The 16,855-nt window shown below is 64.2% G+C and carries 17 protein-coding genes; 9 read left to right on the top strand and 8 right to left on the bottom strand.

The window, feature by feature from the left end; genetic code table 11:
* Positions 1–26: 26 nt before the first annotated feature.
* Positions 27–539, bottom strand: coding sequence for a TIGR01841 family phasin (gene phaP / locus AC07O2_RS11085; RefSeq protein WP_495075784.1), 513 nt, complete (start codon positions 537–539; stop codon positions 27–29).
* 177 nt (positions 540–716) lie between these two features.
* Between phaP and lipA the strand changes: the two genes are divergently transcribed.
* The 3 genes from lipA to pssA all read left to right on the top strand — a co-directional run bounded on the left by lipA (position 717) and on the right by pssA (position 5,896).
* The gene (gene lipA / locus AC07O2_RS11080) at positions 717–1,706 is read left to right on the top strand and encodes a lipoyl synthase (RefSeq protein ID WP_490592065.1); all 990 of its coding nucleotides are present in this window, start codon (positions 717–719) and stop codon (positions 1,704–1,706) included.
* Positions 1,707–5,120, top strand: a complete 3,414-nt coding sequence (locus AC07O2_RS11075) for a DEAD/DEAH box helicase (protein WP_495075783.1) — start codon at positions 1,707–1,709, stop codon at positions 5,118–5,120.
* A 149-nt stretch (positions 5,121–5,269) separates the two neighbouring features.
* Positions 5,270–5,896: a CDP-diacylglycerol--serine O-phosphatidyltransferase gene (gene pssA, locus AC07O2_RS11070; RefSeq protein WP_495075782.1), complete on the top strand. Its 627-nt coding sequence runs from the start codon at positions 5,270–5,272 to the stop codon at positions 5,894–5,896.
* A gap of 73 nt (positions 5,897–5,969) precedes the next feature.
* On the opposite strand, the gene AC07O2_RS11065 is transcribed toward pssA, so the two are convergent.
* The 7 genes from AC07O2_RS11065 to AC07O2_RS11035 form a co-directional block, all read right to left on the bottom strand.
* Positions 5,970–6,527 carry a hypothetical protein gene (locus AC07O2_RS11065; protein WP_495075781.1) on the bottom strand — a complete coding sequence of 186 codons (558 nt, stop codon included), beginning with the start codon at positions 6,525–6,527 and terminating at the stop codon, positions 5,970–5,972.
* A 34-nt stretch (positions 6,528–6,561) separates the two neighbouring features.
* Entirely contained in the window at positions 6,562–7,629 is a 1,068-nt protein-coding gene (locus tag AC07O2_RS11060) for an extracellular catalytic domain type 2 short-chain-length polyhydroxyalkanoate depolymerase (protein WP_495075780.1), read from the bottom strand.
* A gap of 201 nt (positions 7,630–7,830) precedes the next feature.
* Positions 7,831–9,648 carry a phosphoenolpyruvate--protein phosphotransferase gene (ptsP, locus tag AC07O2_RS11055; protein ID WP_495075779.1) on the bottom strand — a complete coding sequence of 606 codons (1,818 nt, stop codon included), beginning with the start codon at positions 9,646–9,648 and terminating at the stop codon, positions 7,831–7,833.
* 43 nt (positions 9,649–9,691) lie between these two features.
* Positions 9,692–9,961: an HPr family phosphocarrier protein gene (locus AC07O2_RS11050; RefSeq protein WP_495075778.1), complete on the bottom strand. Its 270-nt coding sequence runs from the start codon at positions 9,959–9,961 to the stop codon at positions 9,692–9,694.
* The gene (locus AC07O2_RS11045) at positions 9,930–10,373 is read right to left on the bottom strand and encodes a PTS sugar transporter subunit IIA (protein WP_490592060.1); all 444 of its coding nucleotides are present in this window, start codon (positions 10,371–10,373) and stop codon (positions 9,930–9,932) included. The genes AC07O2_RS11050 and AC07O2_RS11045 overlap by 32 nt, the downstream gene beginning before the upstream one ends.
* A gap of 31 nt (positions 10,374–10,404) precedes the next feature.
* The gene (locus AC07O2_RS11040) at positions 10,405–10,923 is read right to left on the bottom strand and encodes a hypothetical protein (RefSeq protein WP_495075777.1); all 519 of its coding nucleotides are present in this window, start codon (positions 10,921–10,923) and stop codon (positions 10,405–10,407) included.
* A complete protein-coding gene (locus AC07O2_RS11035; RefSeq protein WP_495075776.1) occupies positions 10,924–11,625 on the bottom strand; it encodes a DUF4197 domain-containing protein in 702 nt (233 codons plus the stop codon).
* A gap of 14 nt (positions 11,626–11,639) precedes the next feature.
* Between AC07O2_RS11035 and AC07O2_RS11030 the strand changes: the two genes are divergently transcribed.
* From AC07O2_RS11030 to AC07O2_RS11005, 6 genes are all read left to right on the top strand, one after another.
* Positions 11,640–12,143: a TlpA family protein disulfide reductase gene (locus AC07O2_RS11030; RefSeq protein ID WP_495075775.1), complete on the top strand. Its 504-nt coding sequence runs from the start codon at positions 11,640–11,642 to the stop codon at positions 12,141–12,143.
* 123 nt (positions 12,144–12,266) lie between these two features.
* On the top strand, positions 12,267–12,755 hold the full coding sequence (locus AC07O2_RS11025; RefSeq protein ID WP_495075774.1) for a GNAT family N-acetyltransferase: 489 nt from the start codon (positions 12,267–12,269) through the stop codon (positions 12,753–12,755).
* 94 nt (positions 12,756–12,849) lie between these two features.
* Positions 12,850–13,449 carry a methylamine utilization protein gene (locus AC07O2_RS11020; RefSeq protein ID WP_495075773.1) on the top strand — a complete coding sequence of 200 codons (600 nt, stop codon included), beginning with the start codon at positions 12,850–12,852 and terminating at the stop codon, positions 13,447–13,449.
* Positions 13,446–15,818, top strand: coding sequence for a putative bifunctional diguanylate cyclase/phosphodiesterase (locus AC07O2_RS11015; protein ID WP_495075772.1), 2,373 nt, complete (start codon positions 13,446–13,448; stop codon positions 15,816–15,818). The genes AC07O2_RS11020 and AC07O2_RS11015 overlap by 4 nt, the downstream gene beginning before the upstream one ends.
* 84 nt (positions 15,819–15,902) lie before the next feature.
* Positions 15,903–16,124, top strand: coding sequence for a hypothetical protein (locus AC07O2_RS11010; RefSeq protein WP_495075771.1), 222 nt, complete (start codon positions 15,903–15,905; stop codon positions 16,122–16,124).
* A gap of 83 nt (positions 16,125–16,207) precedes the next feature.
* The gene (locus AC07O2_RS11005; protein WP_495075770.1) at positions 16,208–16,834 is read left to right on the top strand and encodes a LysE family translocator; all 627 of its coding nucleotides are present in this window, start codon (positions 16,208–16,210) and stop codon (positions 16,832–16,834) included.
* The last annotated feature ends 21 nt before the right edge of the window (positions 16,835–16,855 follow it).

Here is a 16,855-nt window from a genome sequence, read left to right as displayed (position 1 = left end):
GACGCCGTAGCGCCCGGGTGCAGGGTTTAAGCCTTGGCTTCCAGCGTGGCTTCCACGGTTTCCACTGCCTTGTCGGTGGCTTTCTTGGCTACTTGTTGGGCGGATTCGATGGCGTTGGTGGCGGCAGCCACAGCCGACTTCACCAAGGCCACGGCGTTTTCACTGCCGGCTGGGGCATTTTTGGCGGCGGCTTCCACGAAGCTGCTGATTTCTGCCTTGGCATCGCTTGCAGCCGCTTCCACGTATTCGCGCACTTCGTTGCCGCTGGAGGTCACGATGGACTGCACATGGCGCAGGTAGGAGGCGGCTTTTTCAGGAGCAGCCTTCAGGGCCTGGCTTTGCAGGTCGGCGAAAGCCTGGGGGTTTTGGGCACCGGCCAGGGTCTGGCTGGCATCGGCGGCTTCTTGCAGCGTGGCCTTGGCGGCTTGCAGGTTCAGGCGAACCAGGCTTTCAGCGCTGCCGAACAGGGAGTTCGACAGATCGAACAGGCCGGCAACAGCGGATTTTTGGGTGGCGAGGATGTTTTCGAAATTCAGCATGGATAGCTCCAGTGGTAGTAAACGGTGGTAGTCAGGTCGGGCAGTACAACAATATGTTGCACTGCAACATAATCCAAACTATACGCCCCAAGTCATGGCAATACCAAGACAGGAAGCTCTAATCCGCAGCCCGGGCGATAATCCACCCCCTGGCAAACCATTCGAAGCACCACGCCCATGAGCACCAATGAAGTCGTCCGCGACGCGCAATCCGTAGAGTCCTACAACCCGCTGGCCAAGCAGAAAGCGGGCGCCAAGCTGTCGCGCATCCCGGTCAAGGTCGTGCAAGGCGAAGTGTTGAAGAAGCCCGAATGGATACGCGTGAAAGCCGGTTCGCCCAGCACCCGGTTTTACGAAATAAAACAAATTTTGCGTGAAAGCAATCTGCACACGGTGTGCGAAGAAGCCAGCTGCCCCAACATCGGCGAATGCTTCGGCAAGGGCACGGCCACCTTCATGATCATGGGCGACAAGTGCACGCGCCGCTGCCCGTTCTGCGATGTGGGCCATGGCCGCCCCGACCCGCTGGACGTGGACGAGCCGCTGAACCTGGCCAAGACCATCGCCAAGCTGAAGCTCAAATACGTGGTGATCACCAGCGTGGACCGCGACGACCTGCGCGACGGCGGCGCCCAGCACTTTGTGGACTGCATCAAGAACATCCGCGAACTCTCGCCGCAGACCCAGATCGAGGTGCTGGTGCCCGACTTCCGTGGCCGCGACGACCGCGCCCTGGAAATTTTGAAGCTGGCCCCGCCGGACGTGATGAACCACAACCTGGAAACCGCGCCGCGCCTGTACAAGGAAGCCCGCCCCGGCTCCGACTACCAGTTCAGCCTGAACCTGCTCAAAAAATTCAAGGCCCTGCACCCCAACGTGCCCACCAAGAGCGGCATCATGGTCGGCCTGGGCGAGACCGACGAAGAAATCCTGCAGGTGATGCAGGACATGCGCGACCACAACATCGACATGCTGACCATCGGCCAGTACCTGTCGCCCAGCAACAGCCACCTGCCGGTGAAGCGCTACGTGCACCCCGACACCTTCAAGATGTTCGAGGAAAAGGCCTACGCCATGGGTTTCAGCCACGCCGCCGTGGGCGCCATGGTGCGCTCCAGCTACCACGCCGACCAACAAGCCGAACACGCATTGGCAGCCCAGCAATAAATGGCAACTGTCGGGGGCCTATGGTTCAACCCTAGAAACCTGGGCAACTTCGTCTCCAGCGCGGTGCTGGAGCGGGGCCTGACCCTGTACCGGGGCCAGAAGGTGCTGGACATGGAAGTCCGCGCCATCGACAACGGACGCTGGCAGCTCAGCGGCACGGTACAGGGCAGCGAACGCAGCCCGTACACGCAAAACATCCGCCTGCACATCAATGTGCACGGCATGCTGACGCACTGGGACGCCGACTGCAGCTGCCCGGTGGGCGTTGACTGCAAGCACGCGGTCGCGCTATCGCTGAAGGCCGCCTACCGCACCCAGACCAGCAACACCCCGCCGCCTGCCAAACCGCCGACCGAGGCGGAGTTGGCCGCCGCCCGCCAGGCCGCAGCCGAGCGCAGCCGCGCTGCGGCGCAGGCCAAGGTGGGCCACTGGCTGGCCCAGTTCGATGCGCTGGAACGCGGCCCCTCGGCCGCCCATACCGAGCTGTGGGAGAGCTTTGTCTATGTGCTGAGCCCCAGCCCCGGCGCGCATCTGGCGGGCATGCTGGAGCTGCAGCTGCACAAGTCCCGGCCCAAGAAGAACGGCGACTGGAGCAAGCCCAAGAGCGTCTCCACCCTGCCCACGCCCGGCCACCCCATGTGGGACGACGCCAGCCCGCAAGACCAGGAACTGCTGCTACTGCTGAAGGGCCAGAGCGTAGCCTCGCCCAGCCCGTCCTACGGCATCAGCGCCGTGGTGGCTGGTGCGGCCGGCCTGCTGGCGCTGCAGCTGGCCTCCGCCACCGGGCGGCTGTTTGCGCTGGCCGACGGCGGCTTTCTGGGCAAAACCCTGCAATGGAGCCCGCCGCGCGACATGGCCTGGGAATGGCAGGCCAGCAAGGACAGCAAGGCCGATGAGCCGTTCTGGAACCTGCGCGCCAGGCTAGACGGCGGCCAGGACACTGCGCAGATCTACGCCAACCACCCGCCGCTGTACCTGGACCTGGCCCAGGGTGCCTGTGGCCTGGCACAGACCCAGGGCATACCCGCCGCCCAGTTGCCCCTGCTGTTGAATGCGCCACCCGTGCCACAGTCCGCCCTGCAGCCGCTGCAGGCACCGCTGTTGCGCCGCCTGGCCGCCGTGGCCATGCCGCCCACCTTGACACCCCTGCCCACGGCGCAAGGCGTGAAGCCCGTCGGCCATCTGCACATATCACCTGTCAGCCCCAAGAATGAGGCTACCGAGGGCCTGCTACGGGCGCAGCTGAGCTTCGACTATGCGGGCCTACGCGGCAGTTGGGACCACTACGAACACACGGTACTGGTGCAAAACGGCAGCACCCGCACCTTGCTCTTCCGTGACCTGGACACCGAAGCTGAGCTGCGGGGTCAGCTAGATCGCCTGGGCCTGCTGGGCTCACCCACGGAGGGCTACCGCATTCCGGGTCGCATGTCGCAACAACCCTGGCTGGACTGGGCCGATACCGACTTTGCCGTCTTCCGCACAGCCGGCTTCCAGGTCAGCCAGGACGACGCCCTGCAGCACTGGCTGCAGCGCGCCGATGTGCTGCAGGTGGAAATGCAACCCCAGGGCGCAGCCGACCCTGAGGCATCGCCCTGGTTCGACCTGTCGCTGGGCATGGAAATCAACGGCCAGCGGCACAACATCCTGCCCTGGCTGCCCAGCCTGCTGGCGCAGCTGGCCAATGCCCCGGTGGATGCGCACAGCGGCGAGCGCGTGCTGCCGCCCCATGTCTTTTTGCGCCAGCCCGAGGGCGAGGCCTTCATCCGCGTGCCCACCGAACCGCTGCGCCCCTGGCTCTCGGCCCTGCTGGAACTGGCGGGCAGCCGCCAGCACGACCTGGGCGGCGACAGCCTGCGCCTGAGCCGCATGGAGGCGCTGCGTGCCGGTGCAGCACTCGGCCAGGGCGCGGTATGGAGCGGAGCCCAGGCCCTGCAGGAGCTGGTAGCCCAGCTCGCCGGCCAGCAAGCCCTGCCCGAAGTGGCCCTGCCCGCCAGCGTGCAGGCCAGCCTGCGGCCCTACCAGCAGCAGGGCCTGAACTGGCTGCAGTTTCTGCGCCGTGCCGGGTTGAACGGCATCCTGGCCGACGACATGGGCCTGGGCAAGACGCTGCAGACCCTGGCCCACATCCAGGTCGAAAAAGACGCCGGCCGGCTGAGCAACCCGGCGCTGATCATTGCCCCGGTGAGCCTGATGGGCAACTGGCAGCGCGAGGCCCAGCGCTTCTGCCCCGGCCTACGCACCCTGGTGCTGCACGGCGCCGACCGCCACGAGGTGGCCGACACCACGCACGCCCACGACGTGGTGATTGCCCCGTATTCGCTGCTGCAGCGCGACCGCGACGGTTGGCTGCAAGCCCCCTGGCACACGGTGGTGCTGGACGAAGCCCAGAACATCAAGAACGCCAGCACCCAGGCCGCGCAGGTGGTGGGCGAGCTCAACACCCAGCACCGACTGGCGCTGAGCGGCACGCCCATGGAAAACCACCTGGGCGAGATCTGGAGCCTGTTCCACTTTCTGATGCCCGGATTTCTGGGCAGCCAGGCGCAGTTCAACACCCTGTTTCGCGCGCCCATCGAGAAGGCCGGCGACAGCGAGCGCCTGGCCCAGCTGCGCCGGCGCATCACGCCCTTCATGCTGCGCCGGACCAAGGCCCTGGTGGCGCACGAGCTGCCGCCCAAGGTGGAAACCGTGCTGCGCGTGGAGCTGGCCGGCGCCCAGGCCGACCTGTACGAAACCATACGCCTGAGCACCGAGAAAGCCGTGCGCGAAGCCCTCAGCGGCAAGGGCCTGGCCAAGTCACACATCACCATCCTCGACGCCCTGCTCAAGCTGCGCCAGGTCTGCTGCGACCCGCGGCTGCTACCGCTGGAAGCGGCGCAAAACATGCAGCAGTCGGCCAAGCTGGAGCAACTGATGGAAGTCCTGCCCGAGATGCTGGCCGAGGGCCGCCGGGTACTGCTGTTCTCGCAGTTCACCAGCATGCTGGCGCGCATCGAGGTCGAGCTGAAAAAACGCGGCATTGCCTGGGTCAAACTCACCGGCCAGTCGCAAAAACGCGACGAGATCATTGAGCAGTTCACCAGCGGCGCCGTGCCGCTGTTCCTGATCAGCCTGAAGGCCGGCGGCGTGGGCCTGAACCTGCCGCAGGCCGACACGGTGATCCATTACGACCCCTGGTGGAACCCGGCGGTGGAGGCCCAGGCTACCGACCGCGCCCACCGCATCGGCCAGACGCACAGCGTGTGGGTGGTGAAACTGGTGGCCCAGGGCACCATCGAAGAACGCATACTGGCCCTGCAGGACCGCAAGGCCGCACTGGCCGAGAGCATGTACAGCGGCGCCCAGGCCCGCAAAGAGCCGCTGTTCTCGGAGGATGATCTGCAGGAGCTGCTGAAACCGCTATCGAAATAAGAGCTGCCACCGCAGGTATTACCTGCGCCAGCGGCCTATTTCCTATAAATCCCCGACGACCGGACTGCGGCGCAGGTGGCCTAGCGCAGCCACAGCCGCTATCCTTGGCGGGTTGACCACCTACTTGCACGCAAAGGAATTGATATCCCATGACACCCGGTACACCGCCCAAGCCGTTTTCGATGATCCGCGAATTCCACTTGGCCGATTGGTTCACGCTGGCAAACGCCGTGTGCGGGGTGGGCGCGCTGTTCTCCATCATGACCTACCTGGAGATACGCGACGTGCGGCATGTGTACTTTGCCTGCTGGCTGGTGCTGGCGGCCTTTGTGTTCGACGTGCTGGACGGCAAGATCGCCCGCTGGCGGCAAAAGACCTCCATCATGGGCCGCGAGCTGGACTCGCTGGCCGACGTGATCTCCTTCGGCGTGGCCCCCGCCATCATTGCCTACGGCTGCGGCATGCAAGGCCTGTACGACCGCATCGTGCTGGCCTTCTTCGTGGCCTGCGGAGTGTCGCGCCTGGCCCGCTTCAACGTCACGGCGGAAATGCTGTCTGACGGCGGCGACAAGGTGAAGTACTTCGAGGGCACGCCCATTCCCACCTCCATCGTGCCGGTATTTGTGATGGCACTGGCCGCCTGGTCGGGTGCGCTGCGCGAGAACCTGTGGTTCGGCAGCATGGAGCTGGGCGGCTTCCACTTCCACCCGCTGGTGCTGATGTTTGCCGTGTCGGGCTCGCTGATGATCAGCCGCATCCGCATCCCTAAACCGTAGTCGCTACAAAATTAGGAGCTTCCCGCGCAGGTAATACGTGCGCCAGAGCCCGATTTCTCTTAAATTCCGCAGGCTAGCGCCAGAGCTTCTGCGATACCCAGTAGCCGTAGTCCACCTCGATGTTTTCCTGCAGGCCCACCAGGTTGGTGGCCTGCTGGCTGAGCAGTTGGCCGAACTGGGCGGCCAGGTTGTACTGCTGCTCGACCAGCTTGGACATGGTATTGGCGCGCTTGCCCTCCTGGTACTCCTTGGCCAGGCCGGTGCAGCCAACCACCCAGGCCTGTTGCTGCTGTTGCAGGCGGCGCAGCACGGCCGCCTGCATCTGACCCATCTCCTGCCAGATGTCGGTGCTCCAGGCCTGGGGCAGCAGCGCCGCGGTACTGGCCGCATTGCCACTGATGCGGGCAAACCACTGGCCCATCAGGATCTGGAAGGTCTGCATATGCTGCACCGGTCCCGGGGTGGCGGCTCGGGTCGCATGGGCGGTCTGGGCCATGGCGATGGGCACGACCTCGGTGATGGCAGTGACCGGCGTAAGCGCGGCTGCAGAAGGTGTGGCAGGTGCTGGCACCAGGGCAACAGCGTTGGTGGTGTTGCTGGCGGCAGTGGAAGAATCGGCTTTCTTGGGCATGGTGGGCTCCTGGTGTGTGGGTATAGACCGTGACTTAGCCGCCCAGGCGGCTAAGCATGCTGTGGATGGCCTTGATCTGGATGGCCTCGCGCGAGTAGTAGTCGGGCTTTTGTGCGTCGGGGCTGGAGTAGCCCCACCAGTCCCAACAGCCCTCAGGGTTCTGCGTTTCACCGTCGTCACGGCCCTCGGCCTGGGGGTAGAGCACGATGATGTTGTTGCTATCGGCCATGTGGTTGTAGCCGGTGGTGGTGAAGTAGCGGTTGCCGTAGGGCGGCTGGTTGCTGATGTCGGCCCGGCCGTAAACATAGTCCACGTAGTTGTAGCCCTGCTTGCAGCCATGCAGGGCAATATGCACGCGGGCCGGCGCACCCTCTTCCACCGCCTTGGGCATGTAGGCATAGCCAAAGTCGCTCATACTGGCGCGCTTCTGCTTGCCAAAAAATTCGGTCTGGTCAAAGCGCAACATACGCCCGGTCAGCTGTTCGGCCGGCGGGTTCAGCGGGCCGTAGATATGCTGCAGGATGTGGTGCGACTGCATGAAGCCGCCGTTGTTGATGTAGGGCGGCTGGTTGGTATGCAGCACCGAGTCTTCGGGGTTGTCGGTCAGGATGGAGTGGCCGGCGTCCAGGCTGTTGTCGTAGAAGATCTGCGCGGGCTTCACGCCCAGCAACTCGTAGAAGCGGCGGGTGCGCTCCACCACGTCGGAATACACCACGGTGTCGGCCTTGCCTGTGAACAGGTAGACCTTGTCGTCGGCCAGGTTGTCTATGGCGTCAATCTGGTTGGCCGAAGCGGTTTCGCGCGCCAGCTGGGCCAGCAGCGCCGGGTTCGGCCCGGCATTGGGCAGCAGCGGGTTCATGCAGATGTAGAGCGCGTTCTGCGCAAAAGCGTCTTCGTCCAGCGTGGCCGGCGCGTGGTAAGACTCGACACAGCGAAACGGCCCGCCCGCAATAATGCCCGCGCCGCAAAAGCTGGCCGAATGCGCCAGGTGCAGCTGCACCGTCATGAAAGCCCCGGACGACAGGCCAGAAACCGAGCTCTGCCCTTTCTGCACCGCGTAGTCCCCGAGCTGGACTATCTGTGAATTTAAGCTGACGACCATATCTGCTTACCTCCCGCCGTTACGGACCGAAGTCGGCAAATTTCAGGCCACAGCCGGGACGGTCACACCACCCGGTCAGGGCACAGGCCGCCCCTGTGCCGGGGTACGGCGCCGCGATGTTGCAATGCAGCAATTTGCGCCATCGCACTCTAGCATGGCGAAAGATTTTTGTGGGGACAAAACCCGGCGCGGGCCAGGATTTCAGTAGGTGCTCAGCGGCCCCATGCCGGAATCCCACTCCACGCCTTCGCTACGGGCGCTCAGCGGGAGGTTGATGGCCTCCGACGGTTCTTCGGATTGCAGCACGCCCAGCGCCCAGGGTGCCAGGCGCGAGGTGTCGGCGCGCAACACCTCCTGCTTCACGGCCAGAATCTGCGCCGGGTGCATGGAGAAGCTGCGCAGGCCCAGGCCCAGCAGCAACCGGGTCATGGACACATCACCCGCCATTTCGCCGCAGACACTGACGCCCTTGCCCTGCGCATGGCAGGCCTGGATGGTGTCGGCCAGCAGGCGCAGCACAGCCGGGTGCAGCGGGTCGTACAGGTGGGCCACCGACTCGTCGGCACGGTCGATCGCCAGGGTGTACTGGATCAGGTCGTTGGTGCCGACCGACAAAAAGTCAAAGTACTTCAGGAATAGCGGCAGAGACAGGGCGGCAGCCGGAATCTCGATCATGGCGCCCAGCTTGAGCGGGCCGTAGGCAATGCCCCGGTTGTCCAGCTCGGCCCGGGCGAAATCCAACAGCGACAGGGTCTGGCGGATCTCGCTGCCGTGCGCCAGCATGGGGATCAGCAGATTCACCTGGCCGTGCACGGCGGCCCGCAGAATAGCGCGCAACTGGGTCAGGAACATGGCCGGATCGGCCAGGCTCCAGCGGATGGCACGCAGGCCCAGCGCGGGGTTGAGGTGGGTGTCTTCCTTCTGGCCCTTGTCCAACGGCTTGTCGGAGCCGATATCCACCGTGCGGATGGTGACCGGCATGCCCTGCATGCCCTCCACCGCGCGGCGGTAGGCCTGGTACTGTTCTTCCTCGTCGGGCAGGCGGCCCTGGCGCCCCATGAACAGGAATTCGCTACGGAACAGGCCAACGCCCAGGGCGCCGGCCTCCACCGCGCCGACAGCGTCTTCGGGCATCTCGATATTGGCCAGCAGCTCGACCTTCTGGCCGTCCAGGGTGATGGCCGGGGTATGGCGCAGGCGCACCAAACGCTCGCGCTCCAGCGTGCCCTGGCGCTGCTTGAAGCCGTATTCGGCCAGGATGATGGTGGACGGGTCGATGATGACCACGCCGGCGTCGCCGTCGATGATCACCCAATCGTCCTGGCGCACCAGCTGGCTGGCGGTGCGCGCGCCCACCACGGCGGGGATGTCCATGCTGCGCGCCACGATGGCGGTGTGCGAGGTCTTGCCGCCCACATCGGTAACAAAGCCGGCGAACACGCTTTGCTTGAACTGCAGCATGTCGGCCGGCGAAAGGTCGTGCGCGATCAACACCAGCGGCACGGCCAGGTTTTCGTCGGGGAACAGGCCTTCACCAGACTTGCGCCGCGCCGGCACGGGTGGTGCAACGGGCGACACCACGCCCTTCATGTAGCGCAGGATACGCTCGACCACCTGCTCCAGGTCGGCTTTGCGCTCGCGCAGGTATTCGTCCTCCATCTCGTCGAACTGGCGCGAGATGATCTCCAGCTGGGTGGTCAGCGCCCATTCGGCGTTGTACAGGCGGTCGGTAATCCAGTGCTTGATGCCGATGGTCAGGGTTTCGTCTTCCAGCAGCATCAGGTGCACGTCAAGCAGGGCCGCGAGCTCGTGCGGCGCGTCCTTGGGCATGTCGTGCTGCAGGCGCTGTAGCTCGTCCACCACCGCATTGCGGCCAACGCGCACGCGGTTGATCTCGGCCTCGACCTGGTCGGGCGTGATGAAGTAATGCGCCACCTCGACCCGGCTGGAGCCCACCAGCACGGCACGCCCGATGGCAATGCCGCGGGCAACAGGAAGACCGTGGATGGAAAAAGTCATGGATGAATTATCAGCAGTAAAAGTGACGCGGCCATGCCGTCAATTACTGTCCTTCACCAAACTTGTCGTCAATCAACGCCAACAGCGCGTCCATGGCTTCTTGCTCTTGCGGGCCGTCGGTGTCGATGACCACGGTGGAGCCTATGCCTGCGGCCAGCATCATCACGCCCATGATGCTCTTGGCGTTCACGCGGCGTTCGCCCCGGGCGATCCAGACCTCGCAGGGAAAACTGCCCGCCAGCTTGGTGAGCTTGGCGGACGCGCGGGCATGCAGGCCCAATTTATTGCTGATGGTCGTAGTGGCTTTGATCATGCTTCTTGCGGGCTTGGTTCTGGGGTGCGGTGATGGCGACTTGCATGATGCCCTGCGAACCGCCAATCAGCGCACGGGACACCAGGGCCTCCAGCGATTCATGGCGATAGCTGACAGTGCGCAGCAGCATGGGCAGGTTGACGCCAGTGATGAGCTTGGACTTGACGCCATCCACCAGCTTCTGCGCCACATTGCAGGGCGTGGCACCGAACACGTCGGTCAGCACCAAAAAATGGGAAGAACGCATCTGCTCCATGGCGATGCGCGCCATGGAGAAGGTCTCTTCGGGAGATGTATGGGGCTGTACGTCCAGCGCTACCACGCCCTCCGCGCAGTCGGGGAACACGTGCAACGCGCATTCGCGCAAGGCATGGGCCAACGGAGCGTGGGCGATGATGAGGATGCTGTTCATAGCGCTTTATTATGGTCTGAGCCGGTTTGGCTCATTCAAGTTTCAATCCGGCGAAAAAAGTATCGGCTACGGCGGTATCCGGCTGGTCGGCCAGTACCAGCGCGTGGAACAGGTCCACGCCGGCTGGGCTGCTACGGGCAAACCACACAGCCTGGGCGCTAAAGATACGGCCGTCCACCCGCTGGCCTTGGGCCTGCAAGCGCAAGCCAACGGGCTGGGGCGCACTGCCAGGCAGGGCAAACGGCTGCTCCTGCACCGCGCTGGCGTGCCAATTCGCCAGCGCGGCGCTCTTCCAGCCGGCCAGGGCCTCATCGGCCCGCGACGGATCGGCCAAGCGTACATGGGAGACGGCAAAGGTGGCGCCACCGGCCTCGCAGCCTTGCATGTCCAGCGACACGCTAGTGCCGGCCATGGGCACCTCGCGGCTGCCTTTGTCGGGTTTGCAGGGCAGCAGCATCTGCAAGGCATGCTGGTCAGATCGCACGCTGCGCCAGTTCAGCGTGGGGCTGCAGGCCGCCAGGGCCAGCACAAACACGGGCAAACAGCGCATTCAGGAAGCGCCAAACACCTTTTTCAACAGCGCACTGCCGGTACCCACAGGGTCCTGACGGATGTTCTTTTCCTGCTCGCCAATCATCACGTACAGACCGTCCAGGGTTTTGCGGGTGATGTACTGCTGGATGGAGGCATCCTCCTGCTTCAGCAGACCCAGGCCCACGGCCTTGCCAGCCAGCTGGTTGTATTTCTCGGCGGCGCCCACGCGCTCTGTGGCCTGGGTGACCACCGGCAGAAACTTGCCAAACAGCGGCTCACGGGTTTTCTCGGCGAAAAATGTGGTCATGGCGGTGTCGCCGCCGCTCAGGATGTTCTTGGCATCGGTAAAGCTCATACTCTTCACTGCGCTGACCAACTGGTCCTTGGCCAGGGGCACGGCGGCCTCGGCGGCGCGGTTCATGGCGGTGACAAGCTCGTCCACGCGCTGGCCCTGGCCCAGCTTTTTCAGCCATTTGGCGGCGTCATCCAAAAAACCAGGTAGGGGAATGCGAACTTTTTCATTGCCCAGGAATCCATCGGTGCGGCCCAGCAAGCCAACGGCCGCTACAGCGGACTTCTCCAGTGCGGCCTTCAGTCCCTGGGAAGCCTCTTTGTCACTCAGGTCGGACAGCGACAGGGCATGCACCTGCTGCGCCGTGCCCCAAAGCAGCATGGCCAGCGCAGAAAGTGAAGCGGAATTAAAATCGCGGCGTTCCATAGGGTCCCCTTGAAATGAAAAAAGCCATCTACATAGCCGGTATCGCAGCCATTCTGGCCGCAGGTTCAGGGGCCTATTATCTGACTGCAGGCAGCAGCAATGCGGCGCCCATGGCCACCTATGTGCTGCTGGACGGCAGCCAGAAGACCACCGCCGACCTCAAGGGCCGGGTCACCCTGGTGAACTTCTGGGCCACCAGCTGCGTCACCTGCGTGGGTGAAATGCCCAAGATCATCGCCACCTACAACAAATACCATACCCAGGGCTTTGACACCCTGGCGGTGGCCATGTCCTACGACCCGCCCAGCTACGTGGTGAATTACGCGGAAACCCGCAAGCTGCCCTTCCAGGTGGCCATAGACAACACCGGTGCGGCCGCCAACGCCTGGGGTCAGATACAGCTCACACCCACCACCTTTCTGGTCAACAAGCGCGGTGAAATCGTCAAACGCTTCGTGGGTGAGCCTGATTTTGACGACCTGCACCGCCTGATCGAAAAACTGCTGGCAGAAGCCTGAGGCACCTCCAGCGCAGACAGCAACTGCGGCGGAAGCTACAAAAACAATAGCACGCCGCATTCTTGGACGGAAGCCCACTGCACAGGACTAAACTGGCGGCGTTGCTTTTCTCTAACGCCCGCCTTGACCACTCCATTGATTGAGATCGTGACGCCCACGTCCGAGGGTGCGCTGGACGCCACCCGCAGCATCTTCCAGGAATATGCGGCCCAGTTGGGTATCGATCTGTGCTTCCAGTCTTTTGACGAAGAACTGGCCCAGCTACCCTGGGACTATGCTGCGCCGCGCGGCAGCTTGCTGCTGGCCCTGGTGGACGGCGAAATCGCCGGCTGCTGTGCCCTGCGCCCACTGGACAATGTGGACTATGCCAATGCCTGCGAAATGAAGCGCCTGTTTGTGCGCAAGGCCTTCCGAGGCTTCGGCCTGGGACGCCAACTGGTCGAGGCCACCCTGGACAGCGCACGCTCGATTGGCTACAGCTATGTGCTACTGGACACACTGGACGACATGGAGGCCGCCCGCACCTTGTACGAAGACCTGGGCTTTCAGGGCATTCCCCCGTACTACCACAACCCCATTCCCGGCGCGCACTATCTGATGGCAAGTATTTGAAGCTGAAGCCGCGCCAGCCCGCCAAGCACCGCGCGTATTACGTATTAATATCCCACAGCGTTCTGCCCAGCGCACCTCCACCAAGATCACCAACATGCGCTTACCTTTGCTGTTCGGCTCCCTGCTTTGTGCCGCTGCGCCCGCGCTGGCGGCCAAGCTGCAGGTACAAGTGCAGGATGACACCGGGCGGCCGCTGAGCGAAGCCGTGGTGTTCCTGGAGTCGCGCGAGGCACAGGCTGCCGTCAAACCGCTACAGGGCGTCGAAGTGGCGCAGATCAACAAGCAATTCGACCCGCAGGTCCGCGTGGTCACCGTGGGCACCGCCGTCAGCTTCCCCAACCAGGACACGGTACGCCACCAGGTGTACTCGTTCTCGCCCACCAAGACCTTTGAGCTCAAGCTGTATGCGGGCACCACCGCCAACCCGGTGGTCTTCGACAAGCCCGGCATCGCCGTGCTGGGCTGCAATATCCACGACAAGATGGTGGCCTGGATCGTGGTGGTGGAGACGCCCTATTTCGGCCGCAGCGGTGCGGCTGGCAAGTTCCAGCTCGACAACATTCCGCCTGGCAACTACCGCCTGCGCATCTGGCATGCCAACCTGCCCGTGGGCGCGCCCGCGCTGGACCAGCCCCTGGCGCTAGCTGCCGCCGGTGGCAACCTGAGCGTGCGTGTGCCAGGACTGGTTCCATGAAGCGACGCTGGACCTGGTGGCCAGACATAGGCGGTTGGCGCCTGTCCACCCGCATCGTGATGATGTCGCTGGTATTGCTGCTGGTAGTGCAAGCTGCCGGTCTGCTGGTCGTGCGCGCCAGCATTGAGCACAATGCCCGCAGCCAGATTGCCAACGAACTCCAGCTGGGCGAACGCGTATGGCGTCGCCTGCTGGACCAGAACGCTGAAAAACTGCGCCAGGGCGCGGGCCTGCTGGCCGGAGACTTCGGCTTTCGCGCCGCCGTCAACTCCGATGACGTAGAAACCATTCGCTCGGCCCTGGACAACCAGGGCGCCCGCATCGGCGCCACGGTATCGGCGCTGCTGGACAACCAGCTGGCGCTGCGCGCCACCAACTACACGCCAGACACCCCGGCCCTGAGCGATGTGCTGGCCCAGATCGCCACGCCACTGTCACGCAGCGAATCGGGGGGCACCGTGGCGCTGGTAGGCAACACGGCCTACCAGTTCGTGATGGTGCCGCTGCGTGCCCCGCTGGTGATTGGCTGGGTACTGATGGGCTTCCCCATCGACCAGTCGCTGGCCAACGACATGCTGGCGCTGTCCGGCCTGCATCTGGCCATGCTGACGCAAGCCCACGGCCAAGCCGTCCAGGTCGGCATTTCCACCCTGTCGCCTACGGTGCTGCAAACCCTGCAGACCACGGGTGTCAGCGCAAGCGAGCTGCAGGACGACGGCGACACCCTGGTCATCCGGCACGTCAATCTGCATGCAGTGACGGGCAATGTGCAGGTGCTGCTGCTGCGCTCGCTGAGCGAGGTGGTCGCCCCGTTCCAGAAGGTGCAGCTGGTGCTGCTGGTCATTAGCCTGCTGGGTGTGGTCCTGTTCGGCCTGGGCAGCACCTGGGCTGCGCGCCGCGTGACCACGCCATTGCGTTCCCTGGTCGAAGGTGCGGACCGCCTGGGCCGCGGCAACTACGAACAGCGCATGCTCTACACCGAGCGGCGCGATGAGATCGGCGACCTGGCGAACGCGTTTGACCGCATGCGCAAGAGCATCTCCATCAACCGCAACGAGATCCAGCAGCTGGCCTACTGGGACCGGCTGACGCGCCTGCCCAACCGGGTGCGCTTCCGCACCGAAATCCAGGACATCATTGCCCAGCGCAGCCCCAGCGGCAGCAACACGCAGTCCCTGGCCGTCATCACGCTGAACCTGGACCGCTTCAAACACGTCAACGACATCCTGGGCTACGCCGTGGGCGATCGCCTGCTGGTGGCCGTAGCCGAGCGCCTGCTGCTACGCATGGGCGAGCAGGTGCTGGTGGCCCGCCTGGGCGGCGACGAATTTGCCGTGCTGCTGCCCCAGGCCAATGCCGCCAGTGCCATGGTGGTGGCGCAGGCAATTGGCACCTCGTTCGAAGCTCCGCTGACCTACGACGAGCACACGGTGGACCTCAGCGCCAGCCTGGGCGTGGCCTGCTGGCCCCAGCACGCCACCGACGTAGACACCCTGCTGGGCCGGGCCGAAGTCGCCATGTACGCGGCCAAGCGCAAGACCACCGTGACCCAGCTGTACGACCCGGCGCTGGACTCCAGCAGCAAGCAAACCCTGTCGCTGCTGTCCGAGCTGCGCCACGCGGTGGAACACAACGAGCTGCGGCTGTTCCTGCAGCCCAAGATTTCCCTGGCCACCGGCCGGGTAGTGGCCGCCGAAGCCCTGGTGCGCTGGCAGCATCCGCAACGCGGCCTGGTGCCGCCGGACAGCTTCATTCCTTTTTGCGAGCAGACCGGCTTTGTGCGCCAGCTGACGCTGTGGATGTTCAATGAAGCCGCCCGCCAATGGGCCCAGCTGCAGCTGCCCAACCAGCCGCTGCGCATCGCCGTCAACCTGTCAACCCGCGACCTGCTGGACCTGGACTTTCCGGCCCGGCTGGAGGCCCTGCTGTCCAAACACGGCGTGGCGCCCGAAGGCTTCTGCCTGGAGATCACCGAAAGCGCCATCATGGACGATCCGCTGCGCGCCGAAAGCACGCTCAAACGCCTGTCCGACCGGGGCTTCAAGCTGTCCATCGACGACTTCGGCACCGGCTACTCGTCCCTGGCCTACCTGAAGCGCCTGCCGGTGGACGAGTTGAAGATCGACAAGTCCTTTGTGATGGCCATGGAGCGCGAGGTAGATGACGCCAAGATCGTGCGCTCCACCATCGACCTGGCCCACAACATGGGCCTGACCGTGGTCGCCGAGGGCGTGGAAAACGCCGCCATCTGGGACCTGCTACGCGAGCAGGGCTGCGACGAGGCCCAGGGCTACCACATGAGCCGCCCCGTGCCGGTGGCCGATTTCATGCTCTGGCGCGAACGCTGGATGCAACGCGCCGAAGCCTGAGCCAGCACCCACGCCGCATGGCGCAAAATGGCATCTAGCGCGGGCTCTCCAAGCCCGCATTGCCACCCTCCAGAAAGTCCCTCCATGAACGCAGTCAAACTGTTTGCCATTGTCCTCATCGCCGCCGGCACCCTGGCCCTGGTGTACGGCAGCTTCAGCTACACCAAGGACACTACCGCCGTCAAAATCGGCCCGCTGGAGCTGTCGGTGAAAGAGAAGGAAACCATCAATGTCCCGGTCTGGGCCGGCGTGGGCGCCATCGTAGTGGGTGGCCTGTTGCTCGCCTTTGGTGGCAAAAAGGGCTGACCCAGCCACTATTAAAAACATAGCTGCCGACGCAGATATTGCCTGCGCCGGCAGCCTATTTCTCTTGCAGTTGTGAGGCCCACATGCTGACACTGGATACCTGTATCGCTTTCTTCACCCTGTCGCTGCTGCTGGGCTTCACCCCCGGGCCGGACAATATTTTTGTGCTGATGCAGTCCGCCACCCAGGGCCGCAAGGCGGGCTTTGTGGTCACGCTGGGTCTGTGCGCCGGCCTGGTGGTGCACACCCTGGCGGTAGCCTTTGGTCTGGCAGCCGTGTTCGCCGCGTCGGCCACGGCCTTCACCGTGCTCAAGGTGGTGGGCGCGGCCTATCTGGTGTACCTGGCCTGGCAGGCATTCCGCGCGCCGGTAGGCGCGCTGGCATCCAGCGTGGACCAGCAGCCCAGCATGCGCCGCATATTTTTGCGCGGCTGGATCATGAATCTGACCAACCCCAAGATCGTGTTCTTCTTTCTGGCCCTGCTGCCGCAATTTGTGCACGCCGAACGCGGCGCAGTAGCGCTGCAGCTGTGCGCCTTGGGCGGCATCTTCATCCTGACCACGCTGATCGCGTTTGGCACCATCACCTACTTCGCCGCCACGGTCAGCAGCCGGCTGCGCGGCTCCGAATCAGCCCAGCGCTGGCTGAACCGGATGGCGGGCACGGTGTTCCTGGGCATGGCGGCGCGGCTGGCGCTGGCGCAGCGCTGAAAATCAGATTGCTATTGAAAT

This window comes from Rhodoferax sp. GW821-FHT10B06, assembly GCF_059415605.1.
The sequence above is the reverse complement of the archived record's forward strand: the minus strand, read 5'-3'. Positions and strand labels throughout refer to the sequence as shown.